This is a genomic window from Agrococcus lahaulensis DSM 17612 (genome assembly GCF_000425105.1).
GTDB lineage: Bacteria > Actinomycetota > Actinomycetes > Actinomycetales > Microbacteriaceae > Agrococcus > Agrococcus lahaulensis.
Genome location: NZ_AULD01000005.1, coordinates 192,867 through 213,293, shown reverse-complemented (window position 1 = coordinate 213,293; position 20,427 = coordinate 192,867). Strand labels below are relative to the sequence as shown.

Here is a 20,427-nt window from a genome sequence, read left to right as displayed (position 1 = left end):
GGCGACCGGGCCCAGCGCTGACGGGCCGCCTCGGCCAGCAGAGCGGCGGGCGACGCCTCAGCCGATGAGGCTCGGCTGCAGGTCGCGGAGCGTGCGGTGGTCGACCATCCTCGCGACACCCAGCACGATGAGCGCGAGCGCCCCGGCCCCGAACGCGACGAGCACGAGCGCATCCGCGCCCGCGGCCGCCATCGAGCCGCCGTACATGAGCTGCCGGAGGCCGTCGACGGCGTAGCTCATCGGCAGCGCGTGGTGCAGGGCCGCGAGCGGCGCCGGCAGCGTCTGCCACGGGAACGTGCCGCCCGCGGTGACGAGCTGCACGACCATGAGCACGAGTCCGAGGAACTGCCCGACGGAGCCGAGCCACGTGTTCAGCGCCACGATGATCGCCGCGAACGTCGCGACGGCGAGCACCATCATCCCGAGCATGAGGGCTGGATGCGCGATGGGGAACCCGAGCGCGAGGCCGACGATCGCGAGCAGCGCCGCCATCTGGGCCGTGCCGATGAGCGTGGGGATGAGCCAGGCCGCGAGCGAGACGCGCACGGGTGAGCGCAGCGCCGTGATCGCGCGCCGCGAGAGGGGCTTGAGGATGAGCATGAGCGCGTACATGCCGATCCACGCGGCGAGCGACAGGAAGAAGGGCGCGAGGCCAGCGCCGTAGGAGCTGGCGGAGGCGACCGCGTCGGCGTCGGTCCGCACCGGATCAGAGATCATCGACGACTGCGCGGCGCGCTCCTGCTCGGTCGTGACGGGGATCTGCGCGACCGCGTCGCCGAGGCCGTCGCGCAGCTGCGCGGTGCCTTCGTCGAGCCGCCCGAGCCCGTCGTCGAGCGCGTGAGCGCCGGTGGCGAGCTCGCCCGCGCCGCTCGCGGCGGACGCGGCCCCGTCGGCGAGCCGGGCAGCGCCGTCGTGCACCTCCGCGGCGCCGTCGGCGAGGTCGCTGGCGCCGTCCGCGGCGCTCGCGATGCCTGCGGCGAGCTGCGGCGAGGCGCTCGCGAGCCGCTCGGCGCCGTCGGCCAGCTGCTGCGCCCCGGCCGCGAGCCGGTCGAGCTGCGCGCTCGCGTCCTGCACGCGGGCGTCCGCCGCCGCGACGTCGTCGCCCAGGCCGTCGAGCGGGCTGAGCGCGGCAGCGATCTGCGCGTCGTCGAGGCCCGCCTGCTGCAGCCGCTCGACGATCGCCGCGCGCGCCTCGGGCACCCGTGCGGCGACCGGCGCGACCGCGTCGGCCACCTCGCCGCCGATCGCGGCGATGCGCGCATCGCCTTCGGCGACCTGCTGTGCGCCGTCGGCGAGCTGGCGGGTCTGCGCCGGCAGCGACGCGGTCGCCTGCTCGAGCTGCCCGAGCCCGTCGTCGAGGCGGCCCGCGCCGTCGGCGAGCCTGACGGTGCCGTCGGCGAGCGCGGCGGCACCGGTCGAGAGCTGCCCGGTGCCGTCGGCGAGCGCATCGGCGCCGCTCGCGAGCCGTGAGGCACCCGAGGCGGCGTCGTCGGCGCCTTCGGTCAGGGTGGCCGCGCCGTCGTGCGCGTCGACGAGGCCGTCGCGGATGTCGCTGATCGCGAGCAGCATGCGCGAGGCCGCCTCCTCGCCCACCGATCGCGCGACCGCAGAGCGGATGCGCTCGGCGGCCTGCGTGCCGATCGTCGTCGCGAGGTAGCTGTTCGCGTCGTTCGTCGACAGCGCCACGACCGCTCGGTGCGGGTCGTCGCCCGCTGCGCTCGCGAGGTCTGCGGAGAAGGAGGCCGGCAGCGTCACCGAGAAGTCGTACGTCGCGTCGGCGACCCCGGCCGACGCTTCCTCGGCGCTCACCCGATGCCAGTCGAAGGCGCCGTCGGCTACGAGCCGGTCGGCCACCTCGTCGCCGACGACGCGCCCGTCGTCGCCCGCGTCGTCGACGACGAGCGCCACGGGCAGCTCGTCGAGCTGCGCGTACGGGTCCTGGTTGGCCCAGAGGTAGACGCCGCCGTAGAGCAGCGGCACGAGCGCGAGCGCGAGGAGCGCGAGGCGACCCATGCGGGTGGCGACGAGGCGGCGGAGCTCGGCCGCGATGAGCTGCGGGACGGTCATGCGGCGGCCTCCTCTGGCTGCGCGTGCTCGGCGCCCTCGGCGGCCTCGGGCGTCTCATCGGCGCGCAGCACGGCGTCCGCGGCCTCGCCGCACACGACGAGCACGGCGAAGCCTCGATCGGCCAGCCGTCGCGCCTCCGCCCACCACGCGCGGGGGTCGCCGCCGTGGCGGTCGGGGCTCACGAGCACGATCGCCTCGACCCGGTCGCGGAGCACCGCGAGCTCGGCGAGCACGCGGATGCGCACAGCCGGCTCGACGTCGGCGATCGGCAGCGCGCGCAGGTGGTCGACGCCGAGCTGCGCGGCCCAGCGGCGCACGCTGCGGGGGTCGCCGGGCACGCCGGCGTAGAGCAGCTCCTCGGCGATCGCGCCGCCGAGCGACACGTCGGGCTCGGGGTCGCTCACCCGCGGCGCGTCGACGAGAGCCGTGCGGTGACGCACCTCGCGGCGGCGGCCGCGCTCACCGTCGAGCAGCAGCGCGCCCGCGTCGGGCCGCATCCGTCCGGACGCGAGCAGGCCCACCACGGTCGGCCGCTGCTCCGTCTCGACCACCACGCGCACCGCCTCGCCGCTCTCGAACGCGAGCGACGTCGGCGGCAGCGCCTCGCCGCGGCCCTTCGCCGCGTCGATCAGCTCGATGCGCATCCGCTGCTCCTCTCTCCGTCGGCGATCGTAATCTATACTGACTGGTCAGTACAACAATGGATGCGACAGGATGCTTCCGGACGAGGAGGAGCCATGGCACGCCCCAACCGCAGCCGCGACAAGGTGCTGGTCGCGGCCGCCGAGCTCGCCGCCGAGCGCGGCGTGAGCGCGACGACGGTCGACGAGATCGCCGCGCGCGCAGGCGTCGCGAAGGGCAGCGTCTACTACTCCTTCCCCTCGAAGGAAGCGATCTTCGAGTCGCTCATCGACGAGGCCATCGCGCGCGTCTCGGGGCGCATCCGCGACGCCCGAGAGGATGCCGAGCCAGGCGCCGCGCTCGATGCCGTCGCGCGCGCGATGCTCGAGGGCCTCGAGGCCGACCCGCACGTCGCGAAGGTCGTCGTGGGCGAGCTCTTCCGCACCGACCGGCCCTGGCGCGCGACGCTCGCGGGCCACCGCGCCGTGCTGCTCGACGAGCTCGGCGCCGCCCTCGCGGCCGACGGCCGCCCCGCATCCGGCGTCGACGCCGCCGCTCGGCTCGGCGCGTTCATCATGGTGGGGTTCGAGCGGCTCGCGTTCTCGCCCGATCGGACCATCGACGAGTGCGTCGCGGCGGTCGGCTCGGGAGCGCCCGGCACAGCCGCCCGATAGGCTGGGGCGTACGCCGCACCCGTCCGAGGGGGAGACCCATGCCAGGAATCGTCATCGTCGGCGCCCAGTGGGGCGACGAGGGCAAGGGGAAGGCGACCGACCTGCTCGGCAGCCGCACCGACTTCGTCGTGAAGTTCAACGGCGGCAACAACGCCGGCCACACCGTCGTCGTCGGGGACGAGAAGTACGCGCTGCACCTGCTGCCGTCCGGCATCCTGACGCCGGGCGTCACGCCCGTGATCGGCAACGGCGTCGTCATCGACCTCGAGGTGCTCTTCCACGAGCTCGAGGCGCTCTCGGCGCGCGGCGTCGACGTGTCGCGGCTGCGCATCTCGGCGAACGCGCACATCATCACCGACTACCACCGCACGCTCGACAAGGTGACGGAGCGCTTCCTCGGGAAGCGCTCGATCGGCACCACCGGGCGCGGCATCGGGCCGGCCTACGCCGACAAGATCAACCGCGTCGGCATCCGCGTGCAGGACCTCTTCGACGAGTCGATCCTGCGGCAGAAGATCGACGGCGCGCTCGACTCGAAGAACCACCTGCTCACGAAGGTCTACAACCGCCGCGCCGTCACGTGCGACGAGATCTTCGACGACCTCACCTCCTACGTCGAGCGGCTGCGGCCGATGGTCGCCGACACGGGTCTCGAGCTCTCGCGCGCCCTCGACGACGGTCGCACCGTCGTGTTCGAGGCCGGCCAGGCGACGATGCTCGACATCGACCACGGCACCTACCCGTTCGTGACCTCGTCGACCGCGACGGCCGCCGGTGCGGCCTCCGGCTCGGGAATCGCCCCCTCGCGCCTCGACCGCGTGATCGGCATCGTCAAGGCGTACACGACGCGCGTCGGCGCGGGCCCGTTCCCGACCGAGCTCTTCGACGAGTGGGGCGAGCTGCTGCGCAAGCAGGGCTTCGAGTTCGGCACCACGACCGGGCGCCCGCGCCGCTGCGGCTGGAACGACACCGTGCTGACCCGCTACGCCTCGCGCATCAACGGCCTCACCGACATCGTGCTCACGAAGCTCGACGTACTCACCGGCATCGAGTCGATCCCGGTGTGCGTCGCGTACGACGTCGACGGCGAGCGCTTCGACGAGCTGCCCGTCTCGCAGAGCGACTTCCATCACGCGAAGCCGATCTACGAGTCGCTGCCCGGCTGGAGCGAGGACATCACCGGGGCGCGCGAGCTCTCCGACCTCCCGGCGAACGCGCGGGCCTACGTGCGCTTCCTCGAGGAGCGCTCCGGCAGCCGCATCTCGGCGATCGGCGTGGGGGCCGACCGCGAGGCGATCGTGCAGGTGCACGACCTCATCGACTGAGTGTCGCGCGGCCCCCGCGTCAGACGAGCGCGAGCGGCTGCGTGTTCGTCGAGACCGTCGCGCGGGATCCGAGCCCGCCGGCCCGGCCGAGCTGGACGAGCTTCGCGATCGCCGCGAGCAGCAGGGCCACGAGCAGCAGGTTGCGCGCCGAGAGCAGCAGCACCGCGAACCACTCGAGGCGCACGAGCGGCATGTAGAAGATCGGGAAGACGAGCGTCGTCAGCAGCGACGTGACGAGCAGCAGCGCCGTCATCCGCCGCCACCAGGCGGTGGGCCGCGCCATCGCGACCGCGGCGATCGGCAGCAGCCACAGCAGGTACTGCGGCGAGCCGACCTTGTTGAAGACGATCGATGCGGCGACGAGCGCGAAGGCGCCGACGAGCAGCAGCTCGCGCGAGTCGGCGCCGCGCCGCCTCGCCCAGAGCAGCAGCACCGCGATGCATGCGACCGCGGCGATGAGCAGCGGCGTCGAGAGCAGGATCGCCCCGCCGTCGAGCGGGCCGACGACCTCGCGCGTCGCGAGCGCCCGGTTCTGGTAGACGCGGGAGCCGAACACGTCGAGCGCTGCCGCCCACACCCACGGCGTCGCGATCGGCGCCTCGAGCTGCAGCGCGCGGTCGGTCTGCATCGTGAGGAAGCTCATCAGGTGCGGGATGCCGCCGAGCGTCGCGCTGATCGCGGCGGTCGCGGCGGTGACGCCGAAGCCGGCCAGCACGACGAGCCAGCGGTCGCGGTGCACCGCGACGATCGCCGCGATCACCATCGCGGGCCACACCTTGATCCAGGTCGCGACCGCGAGCAGCGCGCCCGCGACGAGCGGTCGGCGCGAGAGCCACACGAGCCCGACGATGACGAGCGGCCCGGTGACGCCCTCGAGGCGCAGCAGCGCGACGGGGCTCAGCAGCAGGAAGCCGAGCATGAAGGCGTGCGCGGCGAGCATGCCCCGACGGCTGCGACCGCCGTCGCTCAGCACCCAGACGGCCCACCAGTTGAGCGCGGCCGTCATGAGGAGCCACAGCAGCTGGTAGAGCGGGGCGCCGAGCAGGTTGGCCGCGCCGATCGGCAGCCACGCGAGCAGCGGGTAGACCCAGTCGGTGTCGATCCCGACGATCTCGTCGCCCTCGAACGCGGCCATCGCCCACTCACGGTAGAGCGGCAGGTCACCGACCGTGCCGCCCGCGATGATCGCCGGCAGCAGGGCGAGGAGCGACGCCCCGTGCAGCAGCAGGAAGGCGCGCACGAGCCAACGGCGCGTGAGCATGCGGTCGGCGAAGTCAGCGGTCTGCGCGCGACGGATGATCCGCGGAGCGACTGCCGCGCGATCGTTCGTCTGCCCAGTCAAGCGATCTCCTCGTCCCGTGTGCCGCGCCAGCGTATGGCGCGTTGCTGAGAGCCTGCCAGTCAGATGACGCCGAGCGCCAGCATCGCGTCCGCGACGCGGTTGAAGCCGGCGATGTTCGCGCCCGCGACGTAGTCGCCCGGCCGGCCGTACTCCTCCGCAGTCTCGGCGCAGCGGTCGTGGATGCCCTGCATGATCTCCCGCAGGCGCGCATCCGTGTGGTCGAAGGTCCAGGAGTCGCGCGAGGCGTTCTGCTGCATCTCGAGGGCGCTCGTCGCGACGCCGCCGGCGTTGACGGCCTTGCCGGGCGCGAAGGCGATGCCCGCTGCGGCGAAGACGCGGGCCGCGCCCTGCGTCGCGGGCATGTTGGCGCCCTCGCCGACGACGGTGCAGCCGTTCCGCACGAGCGTCGCGGCGTCGTCCTCGTCGAGCTCGTTCTGCGTCGCGCACGGCACGGCGATGTCGCACGGCACGGTCCAGATGGATGCGTCGGCGGTGAAGGAGGCGTGCGGTCGGTGCTCGACGTACTCGGCCATGCGGCCGCGGCGCACCTCCTTGATCTCCTTCACGAGCTCGAGGTCGATGCCGCGCTCGTCGACGACGAAGCCGGAGGAGTCGCTGCACGCGATGACGGTGCCGCCGAGCTGCTGCACCTTCTCGATCGCGTAGATCGCGACGTTGCCGGAGCCGGAGACGACGACGCGCTTGCCCTCGAAGCTCTCGCCGCGCGAGCGCAGCACCTCCTCGAGGAAGTAGACGGTGCCGTAGCCGGTCGCCTCCTTCCGCACTTGCGAGCCGCCCCACGTGATGCCCTTGCCCGTCAGCACGCCCGACTCGTACTCGTTCGTCAGCCGCTTGTACTGGCCGAACATGTAGCCGAGCTCGCGGCCGCCGACGCCCATGTCGCCCGCGGGCACGTCGGTGTACTGGCCGATGTGGGTGCGCAGCTCGGTCATGAACGACTGGCAGAAGCGCATGATCTCGGAGTCGGACTTGCCCTTCGGGTCGAAGTCGCTGCCGCCCTTGCCGCCGCCGATCGGGAGGCCCGTGAGCGAGTTCTTGAAGATCTGCTCGAAGCCGAGGAACTTGATGATGCCGAGGTAGACGCTGGGGTGGAAGCGCAGGCCGCCCTTGTACGGGCCGAGCGCCGAGTTGAACTGCACCCGGAAGCCGCGGTTGATCTGCACGACGCCCGCGTCGTCGATCCACGGCACGCGGAAGATGATCTGCCGCTCGGGCTCGACGATCCGGTTGAGGATCTGCGCGTCGACGTAGTCGGGGCGCTTCGCGACGACGGGGCCGAGGCTCTCGAGCACCTCGAAGACGGCCTGGTGGAACTCGGCCTCGCCGGGGTTGCGGTGCAGGACGTCCGCGTAGACCGGCTCGAGGTGGGGGTGGAGCTGCGACAACCGAGGCCTCCGTCACGTGTCAGACAACCGGTCGATCGTACAGCAGGCGCCTCCGCGCAGCCCCGAGCGCTCGTCGGGGGCTACGCCCCGGCGCGGAGCACGCCGTCGAGCCCGGCCGCGGGGCGGCGTCCGGTGAGCAATCGCAGCGACTCGATGCCTGCGCCGCGGGCGGATGCGTTGACGGCGGCCAGGTGCAGGGCGTCGAGCACGTGCGCGGGCACGGGCGTCCACTCGACGCCCGCGGTGTCGGCGATGTCGATGCCGTGCACGGTGAGCTCGAAGACCCGCGTGCGCAGGTACTCGCCGAGCCGCATCGCGATCGTCGCGTCACCGCCGATCGCGATGCGCCGGTCGGGCCCCGCCGCGGCGATCGCGGCCGCGGCCTCGACGTGCATCGCCTCGATCTCGGCGGCGAGGTCGTCGCCGAGCGCCGCGCCGGCCGCGCGTCCGCGCAACAGGATGGCCTCGTCGTCGCCGTGCTGCCGCAGCACGACCTCGAGGTACTCGCTCGCCGAGTGGATCGTGACCGCTTCCGGCTCGGGTTGCGCGAGGTAGGCCGTGACGGTCGTGATGGCCCGGGAGGTGTGCCCGATGAGCTCGCGGAGCGTCCACTCGCCGAGCCCCGGGCCGTCGAGCCGCTCGCGCGGCACCCGCCGGACGAGCTGCACGAGATCGCTGGCGGCGTCGTCGAAGCGCACGGTCATGCGCGCATGCTCGCACGGCGCCCCGGCGGCGGCAACGGTGCCGCCAGAATGGCACCGTGAGCATCCTCGACCCGGTCGTCCTGACGCATCCGCTCGTCACCCTCGAGCCGCTCGGCCATGAGCACGCACCGGCGCTCGCCGACGCCGCCGCGGAGGGCGAGCTGTGGCGCCGCGCCTGGTACACGAGCGTGCCGGAGCCGAGCGCGGTCGGCGACGAGATCGACCGCCGGCTCGCGCTCCACCGCGAGGGAACGATGGTGCCGTGGGCGATCGTCGTCGGCGGGCGCGCGGTCGGCATGACGACCTACATGCACATCGAGGCCGAGACGCCGCGGCTCGAGATCGGCTCGACCTGGATGGCGGTCTCGGCGCAGGGCTCGGGCGTCAACCCGGCGATCAAGCTCATGATGCTCGAGCGCGCGTTCGACGAGCTCGGCTGCGTCGCGGTCGAGTTCCGCACGCACTGGCACAACCGGCAGTCGCGCGACGCGATCGAGCGGCTCGGCGCGAAGCTCGACGGCGTGCTCCGCAGCCACCAGGTCTACAAGGGCACGCTGCGCGACACGGTCGTCTACTCGATCATCGCTCCGGAGTGGCCGGCCGTGCGGCGCGGCCTCGAGGCGCGGCTCGACGCGCGCTGAGGCCAGCGCGCTCGCGGCTGGCTCCCCAGGAACGCGGAGCCGCGCTCGTTAGCCTCCGTGCATCGCGCCGCGACCGTGGTGCGGGAAGGAGCGCGAGTGACCCGCATCGACCGCCGGCCCGGACTTCCGCCTGCCCAGGCGCCGCGAGCGGCCGATGCTCCCGTGCTCCTGGCGGTGCTGTGGTCGGTGCTCACCGTGATCGTGGCGCTCGCGATCGCGAGACTCGCGTCGCCGACCTCGGTCGCCGGGTGGGTGGCGCTCGCGGTCGCGGCGCCGGTCGTCGGGCTCGCGCTGCTGACCGGCTCGCGGCACGTCGTGCTGCTCCTCGCCGCGCGGCGCGCGTCGGCCCCCGAGCCCCGCGTCGCCGCGGCGTCGGGCGACGAGCGCGTCGCGATCCTGTACCCGGTCGTCGACGACTTCCGCGCCGACGTCGTGCGGCGGAGCGCTCAGCAGTCGCACCCTGGCACCCGCACGGTCGTGCTCGACGACTCCTCGCTGCCCGAGACGCGTGCGCGCATCGACGCGCTCGTCGCCGAGGGGGTCGTCGAGGTGCATCGGCGGTCGGGGAGCGGCGGCGCGAAGGCGGGCAACCTCAACGCGTGGCTCGATCGGCACAGCGACGAGGTCGACCGCATCGTCGTGCTCGACGCCGACCAGGAGATCCCCGGCGACTTCGTCGAGCGCGGGCTCGCGCGCTTCGCCCTGCACCCGGATGCGGGGGTCGTGCAGGGGAGCATCGGCATGCGTCGCGAGGGCACGTCGTTCGTGCGCGACTTCGGCGGGCTCTTCGCGCGGCACGCCGCCATGCAGCTCGCCGGCCGCGACGCGCTCGGCGTGAGCGTCTTCTGCGGCCGCGGCGCGATGCTCGACGTCGCCGCGGTGCGCGACGCGGGCGGGTTCCCCGAGCTCGTGATGGAGGACACCGCGCTCTCGGTCGAGCTCGCGCGGCGCGGGCACCGGCTCGTCGCGGCGCCGGAGCTGCGCTCGATCGAGGATCCGCCGGTCGACCACGCGGCGTTCGCGGTGCAGTTCGGCAAGTTCGTCGAGGGCGCGGTGCAGCTGCTCGCGCGCTCGCGGGGCAGCCTCGTCGACGGCCGCCTCGGGGCGCTCCGCCGCGCCGACCTCGTGCTCGACCTGCTCGTGCCCGTGCTCGCGGCGCTCGTGCCGCTCGTGCTGTTCGCCTATTCGCTCGTGGCGGCGGCGACGCTCGCGCCGGCCTTCCCCTGGCAGGTCGGCGTCGTGCTCGGCGCGCTCGGGCTCGCGCCGCTCGTGCCGGAAGCCGTCCACCGAGCGCGCACGCGCGGGCTGCTCGCGAGCGCGTCGTTCACCGTGCGCGCGGCGATGCTCTACGCATCCGTCTCGCTCGTCGCGGCGCGCGCCATCGTGATGGTGCTCGTGTCGGGCCGGGCGCGCTTCCACGTGACGCCGAAGTCGGGAGCGGGCGCCGGTGTGCTCGCCGTCGTGCAGCGGCGCGGCATGGAGGTCGCGGTGGCGGCGGGCGCGACCGGGCTCGCGGCGGTCGCGGTCGAGCGGCCCGACATGGCGCTGCCGTTCGTCGGCATCGCCGCCGCGGGGCTCGCGTTCGGCTGGCGCGATGCGCTCGAGCCGCAGCCGGTGCGCGCGGAGTGAGTCGCGCGGCGCGCGAGCCCGCAGACCCCGTTTCGCAGGCGATCCGCCCTGTGCGACGGAAGATGCCCCTCCGGCCGCCCGGATCGCCTGCAGAACGGTGGGCCGGGTCGCGGATGCGCGAGCGCGGCGCGGCGCGAGCGGCTGCGCGAGCGACTTAGGCTGGGAGTATGACGAGTCCCGAGGAGCAGCTGCTGCGCCTGCGGCGCTCGATCGACAACGTCGACGCCGTGCTCATCCACACCCTCGCGGAGCGGTTCAAGCTCACGCAAGCGGTCGGCGAGCTCAAGGCGGCGAACGCGATGCCCCCGTCGGACCCGGCGCGCGAGGCGACGCAGATCGCCAGGCTTCGTCGGCTCGCCGAGGAGGCGGACCTCGACCCGGAGTTCGCGGAGAAGTTCCTGAACTTCGTGATCGCCGAGGTCATCCACCACCACGAGCGCATCGCGAGCGCCGAGTAGCCCGGCTCAGGCCGACGGCCAGCCGCGGTAGACGCCCGGCCGGGCGCGCGCGTCGCCCGTGCGTCCGCCGCGCGCACCATCCGGTGGGTGAGCGCGATGTCGACGAGCCACCACGCCGCGGCGGCGAGGATGAGCGGCACGCCGACGACGATGAGCATCGTGCTGACGAGCGTGAGCGAGAGCATGCCGAACGCCGAGGCGGTCCGGCCGAGGTAGAAGCGGTGGGCGCCGAAGGGACCGAGGAGCAGCACGAGCAGGTAGGCGATCGCGAGCGACTTCGCCGGCTGCTCGCTCCGAGCAGGCACCGGCTCGGCCGTGCGGGCGTCGCCCGGCGTGGGATCGCGCAGCAGTCGGCGATCGAGCTGCAGCGGCGCGGCGCCGGCCGACCGCGGTCGCGGGGCGCTCGCGGATCCCTCGTCCCACGGCGCGTACGCGCCCCAGCGCTGCCCGTCCCACCAGCGCCGGCGACCCTCGGGGTCGTCGTGCCAACCGGGGGATGCGGGCGTGCTCACCCCGAGAGCCTAGATCAGGCGCGCTCGGCGGCCGCGGCGATGTCGGCGAGGTCCTGCTCCATGGCCTTCCGAGTGGCCGCCATGCCGAGACGAGCGGTGAGCTTCGCCGCGGCCCGCTGGATCCACGACGGCGACTCGTACGCGCCCGAGAAGCGCATCCGGAGGAGCGTGCCGGCGCCGCCGCCGGTCGGCTCGAGCGTGAACTCGGTGCGGTAGCGCATGCCGTGCGACTCGGCGGCGATCGTCGTCGAGCGACCCGGCTCGATCCCGACGACCTCCATCTCCTCGGTCGCCTCGCGGCCGAGCATCGTACGCGTCTCGCGCCAGCGGGTGCCGATGGAGTAGCCCGCGCCGGCGAGCCGCTCGACGCGCGTCACGCCCGACAGCACCGCAGCGGTGCCCTCGAGGTCCGTGAGCACGCGCCACACCGCATCCGTCGGCGCGTCGATCGACCGCTCGAGGGTCAGCGAGAGGTCGCTCATGACGCCGGAGGCCAGACGCCGATGACGAGCGCCATCACCGTGACGACGATGAGCTCGTTGAGGATCGTGAAGCCCGCGACCCCCAGGCCGCGCGGATCGAACGCGTCGTGCGTGAGCACGCGGGCGGCGGTGAAGCCGACGAAGAGGATCCAGCCGGTCACGAGCGCGTTGAGCAGGAAGCTGCCGCCGTAGAACTCCTGCGAGATCCAGGCGGCGCCGGCGAGCACCCACGCGGTGACGAAGGCGCAGACCGTGAGCATCGGGTACACCCACGGCTTCGGACCGCTCGCGATGCTGTCGGAGGTGTGGCCGACGGCCTTCATCCACGCGTTGCCGAGCACCTTCGGCTGGTAGTAGACGAAGCCGGCAGCCATCGCTGCGACGGTCGCGAGCAGCACGGCCCAGATGTTGATGGCGGGGACGGTGAGCTCCATGGTTGGAGCATAGGCTCGCGCGGCATCCGCCGCACCGCGCGAGCCGGGCCGGTTACGCGAAGCGGGCGAGCGGAGCGCGGTTGGCGGCGCTCAGCTCGTCGAGCGGGATCGTCGCGATGTCCTGGATCTCGATCGCGCGGCTCTCGGCGTCGGTCACGCCGATGCGCAGCACCGGCACACCGCGTGCCTCGCACATGCCCGTGAACTTCACCTCGTCCTCGCGCGCGACGGCGACGATCGCGCGTGCGCCGGTCTCGGAGAAGAGCGCCGCGGTCTCGTCGATGCCGTCGCGCTCCATGAGTCCAGAGAGCCAGATGCGCGCGCCGATGCCGAAGCGCAGCGCGCCCTCGACGACGGCGGCGCCGAGGCCGCCCTCCGAGAGGTCGTGCGCGGCGGTCGCGAGGCCGTCGAACGCGATGCCCTGCATGAGGCCCGCGAGCTGCCGCTCGGCGGCGAGGTCGACGCGCGGCGGCAGGCCGCCGAGGTGGCCGTGGATCGTGCCGGCCCACGCCGAGCCGTCGAGCTCGTCGCGCGTCGTGCCGAGCAGGAAGATCGCCTGGCCGTCGTCCTGCCAGCCGGAGGGCAAGCGGCGGTCGACGTCGTCGATCACTCCGAGCACGCCGACGACCGGGGTCGGGTGGATCTGCGTCTCGCCCGTCTGGTTGTAGAACGAGACGTTGCCGCCCGTGACCGGGATGCCGAGCTCGACGCATCCGTCGGCCAGGCCGTCGACGGCCTCGGCGAACTGCCACATGACCGCGGGGATCTCGGGGTTGCCGAAGTTGAGGCAATCGCTCACGCCGACGGGCGTCGCGCCCGTGACGGCGGCGTTGCGGTAGGCCTCGGCGAGCGCGGCCTTCGCGCCCTCGCGCGGGTCGAGCTGGCAGTAGCGGCCGTTCGCGTCGACCGCGACCGCGAAGCCGAGCCCCGACTCCTCGTCGATGCGCACCATGCCGGCATCGTCGGGCTTCGAGAGCGCCGTGTTCCCGAGCACGTAGTCGTCGTACTGGTCGGTGATCCACGACGGGTCGCCGAGGTTGGGGGAGCCGATGAGCGCGCGGAGCTGCTCGCCGAGCTCCTCGCCCGCGGCGCGGGGGAGCGAGGCGGCAGAGTCGGCCTGCAGCGCGTCCTGCCACTCGGGGCGCGCCATGGGGCGGTCGTAGACGGGGGAGTCGATCGCGACGGTCTTGGGGTCGACGTCGACGATCACCTCGCCCGAGTGGGTGATGACGAGCCGCCCGTCGCCGGTCACCTCGCCGAGCACGCTCGTCTCGACGTCCCACTTGCCGGTGATGGCGAGGAACTCGTCGAGCTTCTCCGGCGCGACGATCGCCATCATGCGCTCCTGCGACTCCGACATGAGGATCTCCTCGGCCGTGAGCGTCGGGTCGCGCAGCAGCACGTGGTCGAGCTCGACGCGCATGCCCGAGTCGCCGTTCGCGGCGAGCTCGCTCGTCGCGCACGAGATGCCCGCGGCGCCGAGGTCCTGGATGCCCTCGACGACGCCCGCGGCGTAGAGCTCGAGGCAGCACTCGATGAGCACCTTCTCGGCGAACGGGTCGCCGACCTGCACGGCAGGGCGCTTCGCCGGGCCCTCCTCGTCGAACGACTCGGAGGCGAGGATCGACGCGCCGCCGATGCCGTCGCCGCCCGTGCGGGCGCCGAAGAGCACGACCTTGTTGCCCGCACCCGTCGCGTTGGCGAGGTGCAGGTCCTCGTGGCGGAGCACGCCGACGGCGAGCGCGTTCACGAGCGGGTTGCCCTGGTAGACGGCGTCGAAGACCGTCTCGCCACCGATGTTGGGCAGCCCGAGGCAGTTGCCGTAGAACGAGATGCCGCCCACGACGCCGTGCACGACCCGCGCGGTGTCGGGGTGGTCGATGTCGCCGAAGCGCAGCGCATCCATCACCGCGACCGGGCGCGCGCCCATCGAGATGATGTCGCGCACGATGCCGCCGACGCCCGTCGCCGCGCCCTGGAAGGGCTCGACGAACGAGGGGTGGTTGTGCGACTCGATCTTGAAGGTGACGGCCCAGCCCTCGCCGACGTCGATGACGCCGGCGTTCTGGCCCATGCCGACCATGAGCCGCTCCTGCATCTCGGGCGTGACCTTCTGCCCGAAGGTGCGCAGGTGCTTCTTCGAGGACTTGTAGGAGCAGTGCTCGCTCCACATCACCGAGTACATCGCGAGCTCGGCGCTCGTGGGCCGGCGGCCGAGGATCTCGCGGATGCGCTCGTACTCGTCGGGCTTGAGGCCAAGGGCCGCGAACGGCTGCTCGCGCTCCGGGGTGGCGGCGGCGCGCTCGACGGTGTCGCGCGGAGTGGAAGCGGTCACGACTCTCCTAGGAGGTGGCTCGGCGGTCCCTCGATCCTATCGAGCGGGCGGATGCGTCGGCTCGCGCGCCGTCGTCGGGGACGGTCGGGCTCGGTGCCGGTCAGCCGCTCAGTCGAACCACTCGGTCGGCGGGCCGGCCGTGAGCAGCGCGGCGAAGACGATCGCGACGAGCGCGAGCGCGATGGCGCCGAGCAGGATCGGATGGGTGATGCCCCAGCGGAAGGCCCGGTCGATCCAGCGGTCGTCGCCCGGCTCGCCGGTCGGCTCGGTGCGCCAGTCGCCGTCGAGCGCGCCGGTGCGCACGAGGCGGCGCTCCCACGGGATCGTCGCGTAGGGGATGACGGCGGTCAGCACGCCGAGCGCGACGGTGCCGAGGCGCCAGCGCTGGTTGTGGCCGACGACGAGCTGCATCGCGGCGTAGGAGAGGAAGACGAAGCCGTGCGTGCCGCCCGCGATGGGCAGGAGCGCGTCGTTCTCGAAGCCGTACTTCGCGACCATCGCGAGGATGAGCGCCGTCCAGGTGACGGCCTCGGCGATCGCGAGGAAGCGGTAGAGCCGCTTGGGAGTGAGGCCGGTCGCGGTCGTCGAAGCGGGCGCAGTCATGTAGCCAGTCTACACTCGCCGCCCAACGCGTCGCTCGGGTCTGTCCCGCTCATCGAGTAGGCCCGCAGGGCCGTATCGAGATGACGACCGGTCGGTCTCGATACGACCGGCTACGCCGGTCTACTCGACCAGTGGTGGTGGCTGCGCCGGTCTCCTCGACCAGCGGTGGTGGCTGCGCCGGTCTGCTCGACCGGCGGTGGCCGCTACGCCGCGACCGCCTCGAGCGCCGACTTGAAGATCTCCAGCCCATCGATGCCCGCCTTCATGCGCGTCGTCGTGGGACCGAAGCCGAGCTCGACCGCGTGCTCGGGGTGCGGCATGAGCCCCATGACGTTGCCGGCCGCGTTCGCGATGCCGGCGATCGCGTCGATCGAGCCGTTCGGGTCGTCGCCGAGGTAGCGGAAGACGACGAGCCCCTCGCCCTCGATGCGCTCGATCTCGTCGGGCGTCGCGACGAAGCGGCCCTCGCCGTTCTTGAGCGGGATGACGATCTCCTGGCCGACCTCGAAGCGGTTCGTCCACGCGGTTGTCGTGCGCTCGACGCGCAGCCGCTGGTCGCGGCGCACGAACAGGCCGGTGGCGTTGCGCACGAGGCCGCCGGGCAGCAGCCGCGCCTCGGTGAGCATCTGGAAGCCGTTGCAGATGCCGAGCACGGGCATGCCGCGCTCGGCCGCCTCGACGACCTCGGTCATGATCGGCGAGCGCGCGGCGATCGCGCCGCAGCGGAGGTAGTCGCCGTACGAGAAGCCGCCGGGCAGCACGAGCGCGTCGACGCCGTGCAGGTCGTGCTCGCCGTGCCACAGCGCGACGGGCTCGTGGCCCGCGAGCCGCACGGCCCGCTGCGCGTCCCGGTCGTCGAGCGTGCCGGGGAAGGTGATGACGCCGACCCTCATCGGTCGGCCTCATCTTGCACCCGCACGCCCACGACATCCTCGATCACGGTGTTCGCGAGCACGTCGTCGGCGATCTTCCGCACCTGCTCGAGCAGGGCATCCGTCACCTCGCCCTCGACGGTGAGCTCGAAGCGCTTGCCGAGGCGCACGTCGCCGATCTCGCCGTGCCCGAGCCGCGCGAGCGCGCGGCTGACCGCCTTGCCCTGCGGATCGAGGATCTCGGCCTTCGGCATGACGTCGACGACGATGACGGCCATGGGTCTCCCTAGCTCGCGGCGGGTTGGGGTCACCCCATTCTACGGATGCGGCGGGTGCCGCGGGCGGGCGGGCGGATTCCCGGCTGATCGTCGGGTCGCCGCGGCTATGGTGCCGCCATGACGTTCAGGGGCAACGCGAACTTCGACACCTCCACCGTGAGCCGGGGCGGGGGCGGTGGTGGCGGTCGCGGTGGCGCGCTCGCGGTCGGCGGCGGCGGTCTCGTGACCGTCATCCTCGTGCTGGTGTCGATGTTCTTCGGCATCGACCTCACGGGGCTCGCGCCGCAGCAGCCGATCTCGCCCGGCTCGCAGTCGCAGGGCGAGGAGGTCACGGGATGCACCGGCGAGGACGCGAACGACCCCGCCAACGTCACCTGCCGCATGGAGGGCGGCGCCGACTCGATGTCGCAGTTCTGGGAGACGACGTTCGCGGCGAACAACCTCGAGTACCGCGACCCCAGCGTGCAGCTGTTCGACCGGCAGGTGCAGACGGGATGCGGTGCGGCGACGAGCGCGGTCGGCCCGTTCTACTGCCCGGCGGACGAGCGCATCTACATCGACACCACGTTCTTCCAGCAGATGCGCGACCAGTTCGGCGCCTCGGGCGGCTCGCTCGCGCAGCTCTACGTGCTCGGGCATGAGTGGGGCCACCACATCCAGCACCTCACGGGTGACCTGCAGCGGGTCGAGCGCGGCGACTCGGGTCCGCAGTCGAGCGGCGTGCGGTCGGAGCTGCAGGCCGACTGCTACGCCGGCGCGTGGATGAACGGCGCGTCGCAGACGCGCGACGACGACGGCGGCGACCCGGTGCTCATCGCACCGACGCAGCAGGAGATGAACGACGCGATGAACGCGGCGTCGACGATCGGCGACGACCGGCTGCAGGCGCAGAGCGGCGGCGGCGTGAACCCCGAGACGTGGACGCACGGCTCGAGCGAGCAGCGGCAGCGCTGGCTCGCGACCGGCTACAACGAGGGCGTCGGCAGCTGCGACACGTGGCGGGCGCCGGAGGTCTGAGCCCGCCGTCCCGCACGCTGAGCCGGTCCGCCGCCTTCCGAGCGCTGAGCCGGTCCGTGCCCGCAGGGCACCGACCGTGTCGAAGCGTCCCCGTCGAGCGCCGTGCGGCCGCTCGACCGGTTCCCTGTGCCGTCGGGCCCAGCAGACGTCTTCGCCGCGCACAGGACCGGTTGACGGGCGCGCCTCGGCGGGCTTCGACACGCCGTGCGTGCCTGCGGCACGCGCAGCGGCTCAGCTGGCGGTGGGCGGCTCAGCCGGCGGAGGAAGTCAAGCGGTCGAAGAGCTCGCGGTAGCGGGCGGCCGTGCGCTCCACGACGTCGGCCGGCAGCCGCGGCGGGTCACCCTCGCCGTCCCAGTTCGCCGCGAGCCAGTCGCGCACGATCTGCTTGTCGAACGACTCGACGCGACCCTCGGCGAGCGCCGCGGCATCCCAGTAGCGCGACGAGTCGGGCGTGAGCACCTCGTCAGCGAGCACGAGCTCGCCCGTCAGCCGGTCGCGGCCGAACTCGAACTTGGTGTCGGCGAGCACGAGCCCCGCCTCCTCGGCGATCGCGGCGCCCATCGCGTAGACGCTCAGGCTCATGTCGCGGATCGCGTCGGCATCGGCTGCGCCGACGAGCTCGACGGTGCGCTCGAACGAGACGTTCTCGTCGTGCTCGCCCTGTGGGGCCTTCCACGCGGGCGTGTAGATCGGCTCGGGCAGCGCGTCGCCGTCGCGGAGGCCCTCGGGCAGCGCGACGCCCGAGATCGACCCGACCCGTTGGTACTCCTTGAGCCCCGAGCCGGTCACGCGGCCGCGCACGACGCACTCGACCGGCAGCATGTCGAGCATGCGCACGAGCATCGCCCGACCCCGCACCGCCTCGGGCGTGCGGTCGTCGGCGCCGTCGGCGAGCTGCGTCGGCAGGCCGAGCCGCTCGGTCCACCAGCGGGTGAGCGTCGTGAGCAGCTCGCCCTTGCCGGGGATCGCCGGCTCGAGCACGCGGTCGAAGGCCGAGACGCGATCGGAGGCGACCATGAGCATCTCCGGCGCCTCGTGCAGCGTCGCGCCCTCCGGGACGTAGAGGTCGCGCACCTTGCCGCTGTAGGCGAGGTGCCAGCCGGCGAGCTCCGCCGCGCCCGTCATGCGTTCGCGCCGATGTCGGTGCGCGCCTGCCCGCCCTCGAGCGAGATCGCGGCGAGCCCCGCGTAGGCGCGCTCGCGCGCCTCGGCGATCGTCGCACCGGTGCCGACGACGTTGAGCACTCGGCCGCCCGTGGCGGTGAGCCCCTGCTCGCCCGCGCCCGTCGCGGCGTGCAGCACGCGCACGCCCTCGAGCTGCTCCGCCTCGTCGACCCCGTGGATCGGCCGGCCCGTGATGGGGTCGCCCGGGTAGCCCTCGCTCGCGAGCACGACCGCGACCGCGGCCGAGTCGCGCCACGACAGTGGCGCGACGGAGGCGAGGCTCCCGTTCGCGGCCGCCAGGAGCGCATCCGCGAAGCCCGACTCGATGCGCGGCAGCACGACCTGCGTCTCAGGGTCGCCGAAGCGCGCGTTGAACTCGATCACCCTGACGCCCGCGTCGGTGACGATGAGGCCGCAGTAGAGCAGGCCGCGGAAGGGCGTACCCGCCTCGGCCATCGCTCGGATCGTCGGCAGCGCGACCGTCTCGACGACCTCGTCGACGAACGCCTGCTCGCTGCCGAAGCGCTCGGCGAGCCACGGCAGCGGCGAGTAGGCGCCCATGCCGCCGGTGTTGGGGCCGGTGTCGCCGTCGCCAAGCCGCTTGAAGTCCTGCGCGGGCGCGAGCGGCACGGCGTGCGTGCCGTCGGTGAGCACGAACAGGCTCACCTCTGGGCCGGCGAGGTATTCCTCGATGAGCAGCGGCCCGTCGGGCAGGAACGCCTCCGCGTGCGCCTCGGCGGCCGCGCGGTCGTCGGTCACGATGACGCCCTTGCCGGCGGCGAGGCCGTCGGCCTTCAGCACCCACGGGGGTGCGGATGCGTCGAGCGCGGCACGCACGTCGTCGAGCGTCGAGGCGGTCGTGTCGGTGCCCGTCGGCACCCCGGCGCGCGCCATGACCTCCTTGGCGAACGACTTCGAGCCCTCGATGCGGGCGGCGGCCTTCGTGGGGCCGAAGACGGGCACGCCGACGCGCTCGAGCTCGTCGGCGACGCCCGCGACGAGCGGGGCCTCCGGGCCGATGACGACGAGCTCGAAGCCGCCGTCGACGGCGAGCTCCGCGACGAGCTCGGGGCTCTTGATGTCGAGGCGCACGGTCTCGACCTCCCGGGCGATGCCGGCGTTGCCGGGCGCGGCCGTGATGTCGTGGCGGCCCTCCGCGAGGAGCGCCGTGATGATGGCGTGCTCGCGCGCGCCGCTGCCGAGGACGAGGATCCGCACGCGCCCATTCTAGGAGCGGGCGGTCGGGCTCGCCCGCGTGCCGCGATGCATCCGCCCTGAACTCCCGCTCGCGCGGATGCCGCTCCCAGCCGCCGCCCCGACAATGGGCCCACGCGGGGCGGCGTACGGTGCCGGCCCGCTGGAGGGGAGCGCGATGACGAGCACGGGCAGCCGCCGAGCAGGCACGCGCGACGCCGGGGCCGACCCGATCCGACGGCTCGTCCTCGCGGGCGTGCTGTTCGGCGCGGGCATCGCCGCCTCGGTCGTCGACCTGTTCCTGTTCCACCTCGTGCTGCAGTGGCACCACTTCTACGACCTCGGCACGACCGAGATGGCGATCGCCGCCGACGGCTTCTTCCACGCGGTCGCGTGGGGCATGACCGTCGCGGGGCTCTTCCTGCTCGTCGACGCGCGGCGGCGCGCGCCCGTCCGGTGGGCGCGCTGGACCGGCGCGGTGCTCGCGGGCCTCGGCGGGTTCCAGCTGCTCGACGCGGTCGTCAACCACAAGCTGCTCGGCATCCACCAGGTGCGCTACGACGTCGACCTGCTGCCGTACGACATCGCCTGGATCGGCTCGGCGATCGTCGTGCTCGCGATCGGGCTCGTCGTGCTGTGGCGCACGCGGGGGCGGGGGGAGCGCTGACC

General features: G+C 73.2%; 20 protein-coding genes and 1 pseudogene. 7 read left to right on the top strand and 14 right to left on the bottom strand.

Annotation, left to right across the window (positions count from 1 at the left end):
• Positions 1-57 precede the first annotated feature (57 nt).
• Positions 58-2,067 carry a YhgE/Pip domain-containing protein gene (locus H508_RS0101460; protein WP_026372744.1) on the bottom strand — a complete coding sequence of 670 codons (2,010 nt, stop codon included), beginning with the start codon at positions 2,065-2,067 and terminating at the stop codon, positions 58-60.
• A complete protein-coding gene (locus H508_RS13855; RefSeq protein WP_051222487.1) occupies positions 2,064-2,711 on the bottom strand; it encodes a hypothetical protein in 648 nt (215 codons plus the stop codon). Before H508_RS13855 ends, H508_RS0101460 begins: the two co-directional genes overlap by 4 nt.
• Before the next feature lie 93 nt (positions 2,712-2,804).
• Here H508_RS13855 and H508_RS0101450 point away from each other — a divergent pair, with 93 nt between their 5' ends.
• Together H508_RS0101450 and H508_RS0101445 are read left to right on the top strand one after the other, a co-directional pair.
• Positions 2,805-3,362, top strand: coding sequence for a TetR/AcrR family transcriptional regulator (locus H508_RS0101450; protein WP_026372743.1), 558 nt, complete (start codon positions 2,805-2,807; stop codon positions 3,360-3,362).
• Positions 3,363-3,400: 38 nt separating this feature from the next.
• The gene (locus H508_RS0101445) at positions 3,401-4,687 is read left to right on the top strand and encodes an adenylosuccinate synthase (protein ID WP_026372742.1); all 1,287 of its coding nucleotides are present in this window, start codon (positions 3,401-3,403) and stop codon (positions 4,685-4,687) included.
• Between the two features lie 19 nt (positions 4,688-4,706).
• Here the strand turns inward: H508_RS0101445 and H508_RS13850 are convergent, their stop codons facing one another.
• From H508_RS13850 to H508_RS13845, 3 genes are all read right to left on the bottom strand, one after another.
• Positions 4,707-6,029, bottom strand: a complete 1,323-nt coding sequence (locus H508_RS13850; protein ID WP_051222484.1) for a glycosyltransferase 87 family protein — start codon at positions 6,027-6,029, stop codon at positions 4,707-4,709.
• Positions 6,030-6,088: 59 nt separating this feature from the next.
• Entirely contained in the window at positions 6,089-7,435 is a 1,347-nt protein-coding gene (gene gdhA, locus H508_RS0101435) for an NADP-specific glutamate dehydrogenase (RefSeq protein ID WP_026372741.1), read from the bottom strand.
• A gap of 80 nt (positions 7,436-7,515) precedes the next feature.
• The gene (locus tag H508_RS13845; protein ID WP_035253606.1) at positions 7,516-8,139 is read right to left on the bottom strand and encodes a maleylpyruvate isomerase N-terminal domain-containing protein; all 624 of its coding nucleotides are present in this window, start codon (positions 8,137-8,139) and stop codon (positions 7,516-7,518) included.
• A gap of 56 nt (positions 8,140-8,195) precedes the next feature.
• Here H508_RS13845 and H508_RS0101425 point away from each other — a divergent pair, with 56 nt between their 5' ends.
• From H508_RS0101425 to H508_RS0101415, 3 genes are all read left to right on the top strand, one after another.
• Positions 8,196-8,780, top strand: coding sequence for a GNAT family N-acetyltransferase (locus H508_RS0101425; RefSeq protein WP_026372740.1), 585 nt, complete (start codon positions 8,196-8,198; stop codon positions 8,778-8,780).
• Positions 8,781-8,876: 96 nt separating this feature from the next.
• Positions 8,877-10,409 carry a glycosyltransferase family 2 protein gene (locus H508_RS13840; protein WP_169514146.1) on the top strand — a complete coding sequence of 511 codons (1,533 nt, stop codon included), beginning with the start codon at positions 8,877-8,879 and terminating at the stop codon, positions 10,407-10,409.
• A gap of 167 nt (positions 10,410-10,576) precedes the next feature.
• Positions 10,577-10,867 carry a chorismate mutase gene (locus tag H508_RS0101415; protein WP_026372739.1) on the top strand — a complete coding sequence of 97 codons (291 nt, stop codon included), beginning with the start codon at positions 10,577-10,579 and terminating at the stop codon, positions 10,865-10,867.
• Between the two features lie 155 nt (positions 10,868-11,022).
• Here H508_RS0101415 and H508_RS18000 read toward each other — a convergent pair.
• The 7 genes and pseudogenes from H508_RS18000 to purS all read right to left on the bottom strand — a co-directional run.
• A pseudogene (locus H508_RS18000) lies at positions 11,023-11,118 on the bottom strand (NINE protein); the annotation flags it as partial.
• Between the two features lie 275 nt (positions 11,119-11,393).
• A complete protein-coding gene (locus H508_RS0101405; RefSeq protein ID WP_026372738.1) occupies positions 11,394-11,861 on the bottom strand; it encodes an SRPBCC family protein in 468 nt (155 codons plus the stop codon).
• The gene (locus H508_RS0101400) at positions 11,858-12,295 is read right to left on the bottom strand and encodes a DUF1761 domain-containing protein (protein WP_026372737.1); all 438 of its coding nucleotides are present in this window, start codon (positions 12,293-12,295) and stop codon (positions 11,858-11,860) included. Before H508_RS0101400 ends, H508_RS0101405 begins: the two co-directional genes overlap by 4 nt.
• Before the next feature lie 52 nt (positions 12,296-12,347).
• Positions 12,348-14,630 carry a phosphoribosylformylglycinamidine synthase subunit PurL gene (purL, locus tag H508_RS13835; RefSeq protein ID WP_035253605.1) on the bottom strand — a complete coding sequence of 761 codons (2,283 nt, stop codon included), beginning with the start codon at positions 14,628-14,630 and terminating at the stop codon, positions 12,348-12,350.
• Between the two features lie 108 nt (positions 14,631-14,738).
• Positions 14,739-15,233 carry a DUF3817 domain-containing protein gene (locus H508_RS0101390; protein ID WP_026372736.1) on the bottom strand — a complete coding sequence of 165 codons (495 nt, stop codon included), beginning with the start codon at positions 15,231-15,233 and terminating at the stop codon, positions 14,739-14,741.
• A gap of 203 nt (positions 15,234-15,436) precedes the next feature.
• Positions 15,437-16,126, bottom strand: a complete 690-nt coding sequence (purQ, locus tag H508_RS0101385) for a phosphoribosylformylglycinamidine synthase subunit PurQ (RefSeq protein ID WP_026372735.1) — start codon at positions 16,124-16,126, stop codon at positions 15,437-15,439.
• Positions 16,123-16,383: a phosphoribosylformylglycinamidine synthase subunit PurS gene (gene purS / locus H508_RS0101380; protein WP_026372734.1), complete on the bottom strand. Its 261-nt coding sequence runs from the start codon at positions 16,381-16,383 to the stop codon at positions 16,123-16,125. The genes purQ and purS overlap by 4 nt, the downstream gene beginning before the upstream one ends.
• A 117-nt stretch (positions 16,384-16,500) precedes the next feature.
• Here purS and ypfJ point away from each other — a divergent pair, with 117 nt between their 5' ends.
• Positions 16,501-17,400 carry a KPN_02809 family neutral zinc metallopeptidase gene (ypfJ, locus tag H508_RS0101375; protein WP_026372733.1) on the top strand — a complete coding sequence of 300 codons (900 nt, stop codon included), beginning with the start codon at positions 16,501-16,503 and terminating at the stop codon, positions 17,398-17,400.
• A gap of 250 nt (positions 17,401-17,650) precedes the next feature.
• Here ypfJ and H508_RS0101370 read toward each other — a convergent pair whose 3' ends face one another.
• On the bottom strand, positions 17,651-18,526 hold the full coding sequence (locus H508_RS0101370; protein ID WP_026372732.1) for a phosphoribosylaminoimidazolesuccinocarboxamide synthase: 876 nt from the start codon (positions 18,524-18,526) through the stop codon (positions 17,651-17,653).
• Positions 18,523-19,782, bottom strand: a complete 1,260-nt coding sequence (gene purD, locus H508_RS0101365; protein ID WP_026372731.1) for a phosphoribosylamine--glycine ligase — start codon at positions 19,780-19,782, stop codon at positions 18,523-18,525. The genes H508_RS0101370 and purD overlap by 4 nt, the downstream gene beginning before the upstream one ends.
• A 154-nt stretch (positions 19,783-19,936) precedes the next feature.
• On the opposite strand from purD, the gene H508_RS13830 reads away from it, so the two are divergent.
• Positions 19,937-20,425, top strand: a complete 489-nt coding sequence (locus H508_RS13830; RefSeq protein ID WP_035253604.1) for a DUF2243 domain-containing protein — start codon at positions 19,937-19,939, stop codon at positions 20,423-20,425.
• The last annotated feature ends 2 nt before the right edge of the window (positions 20,426-20,427 follow it).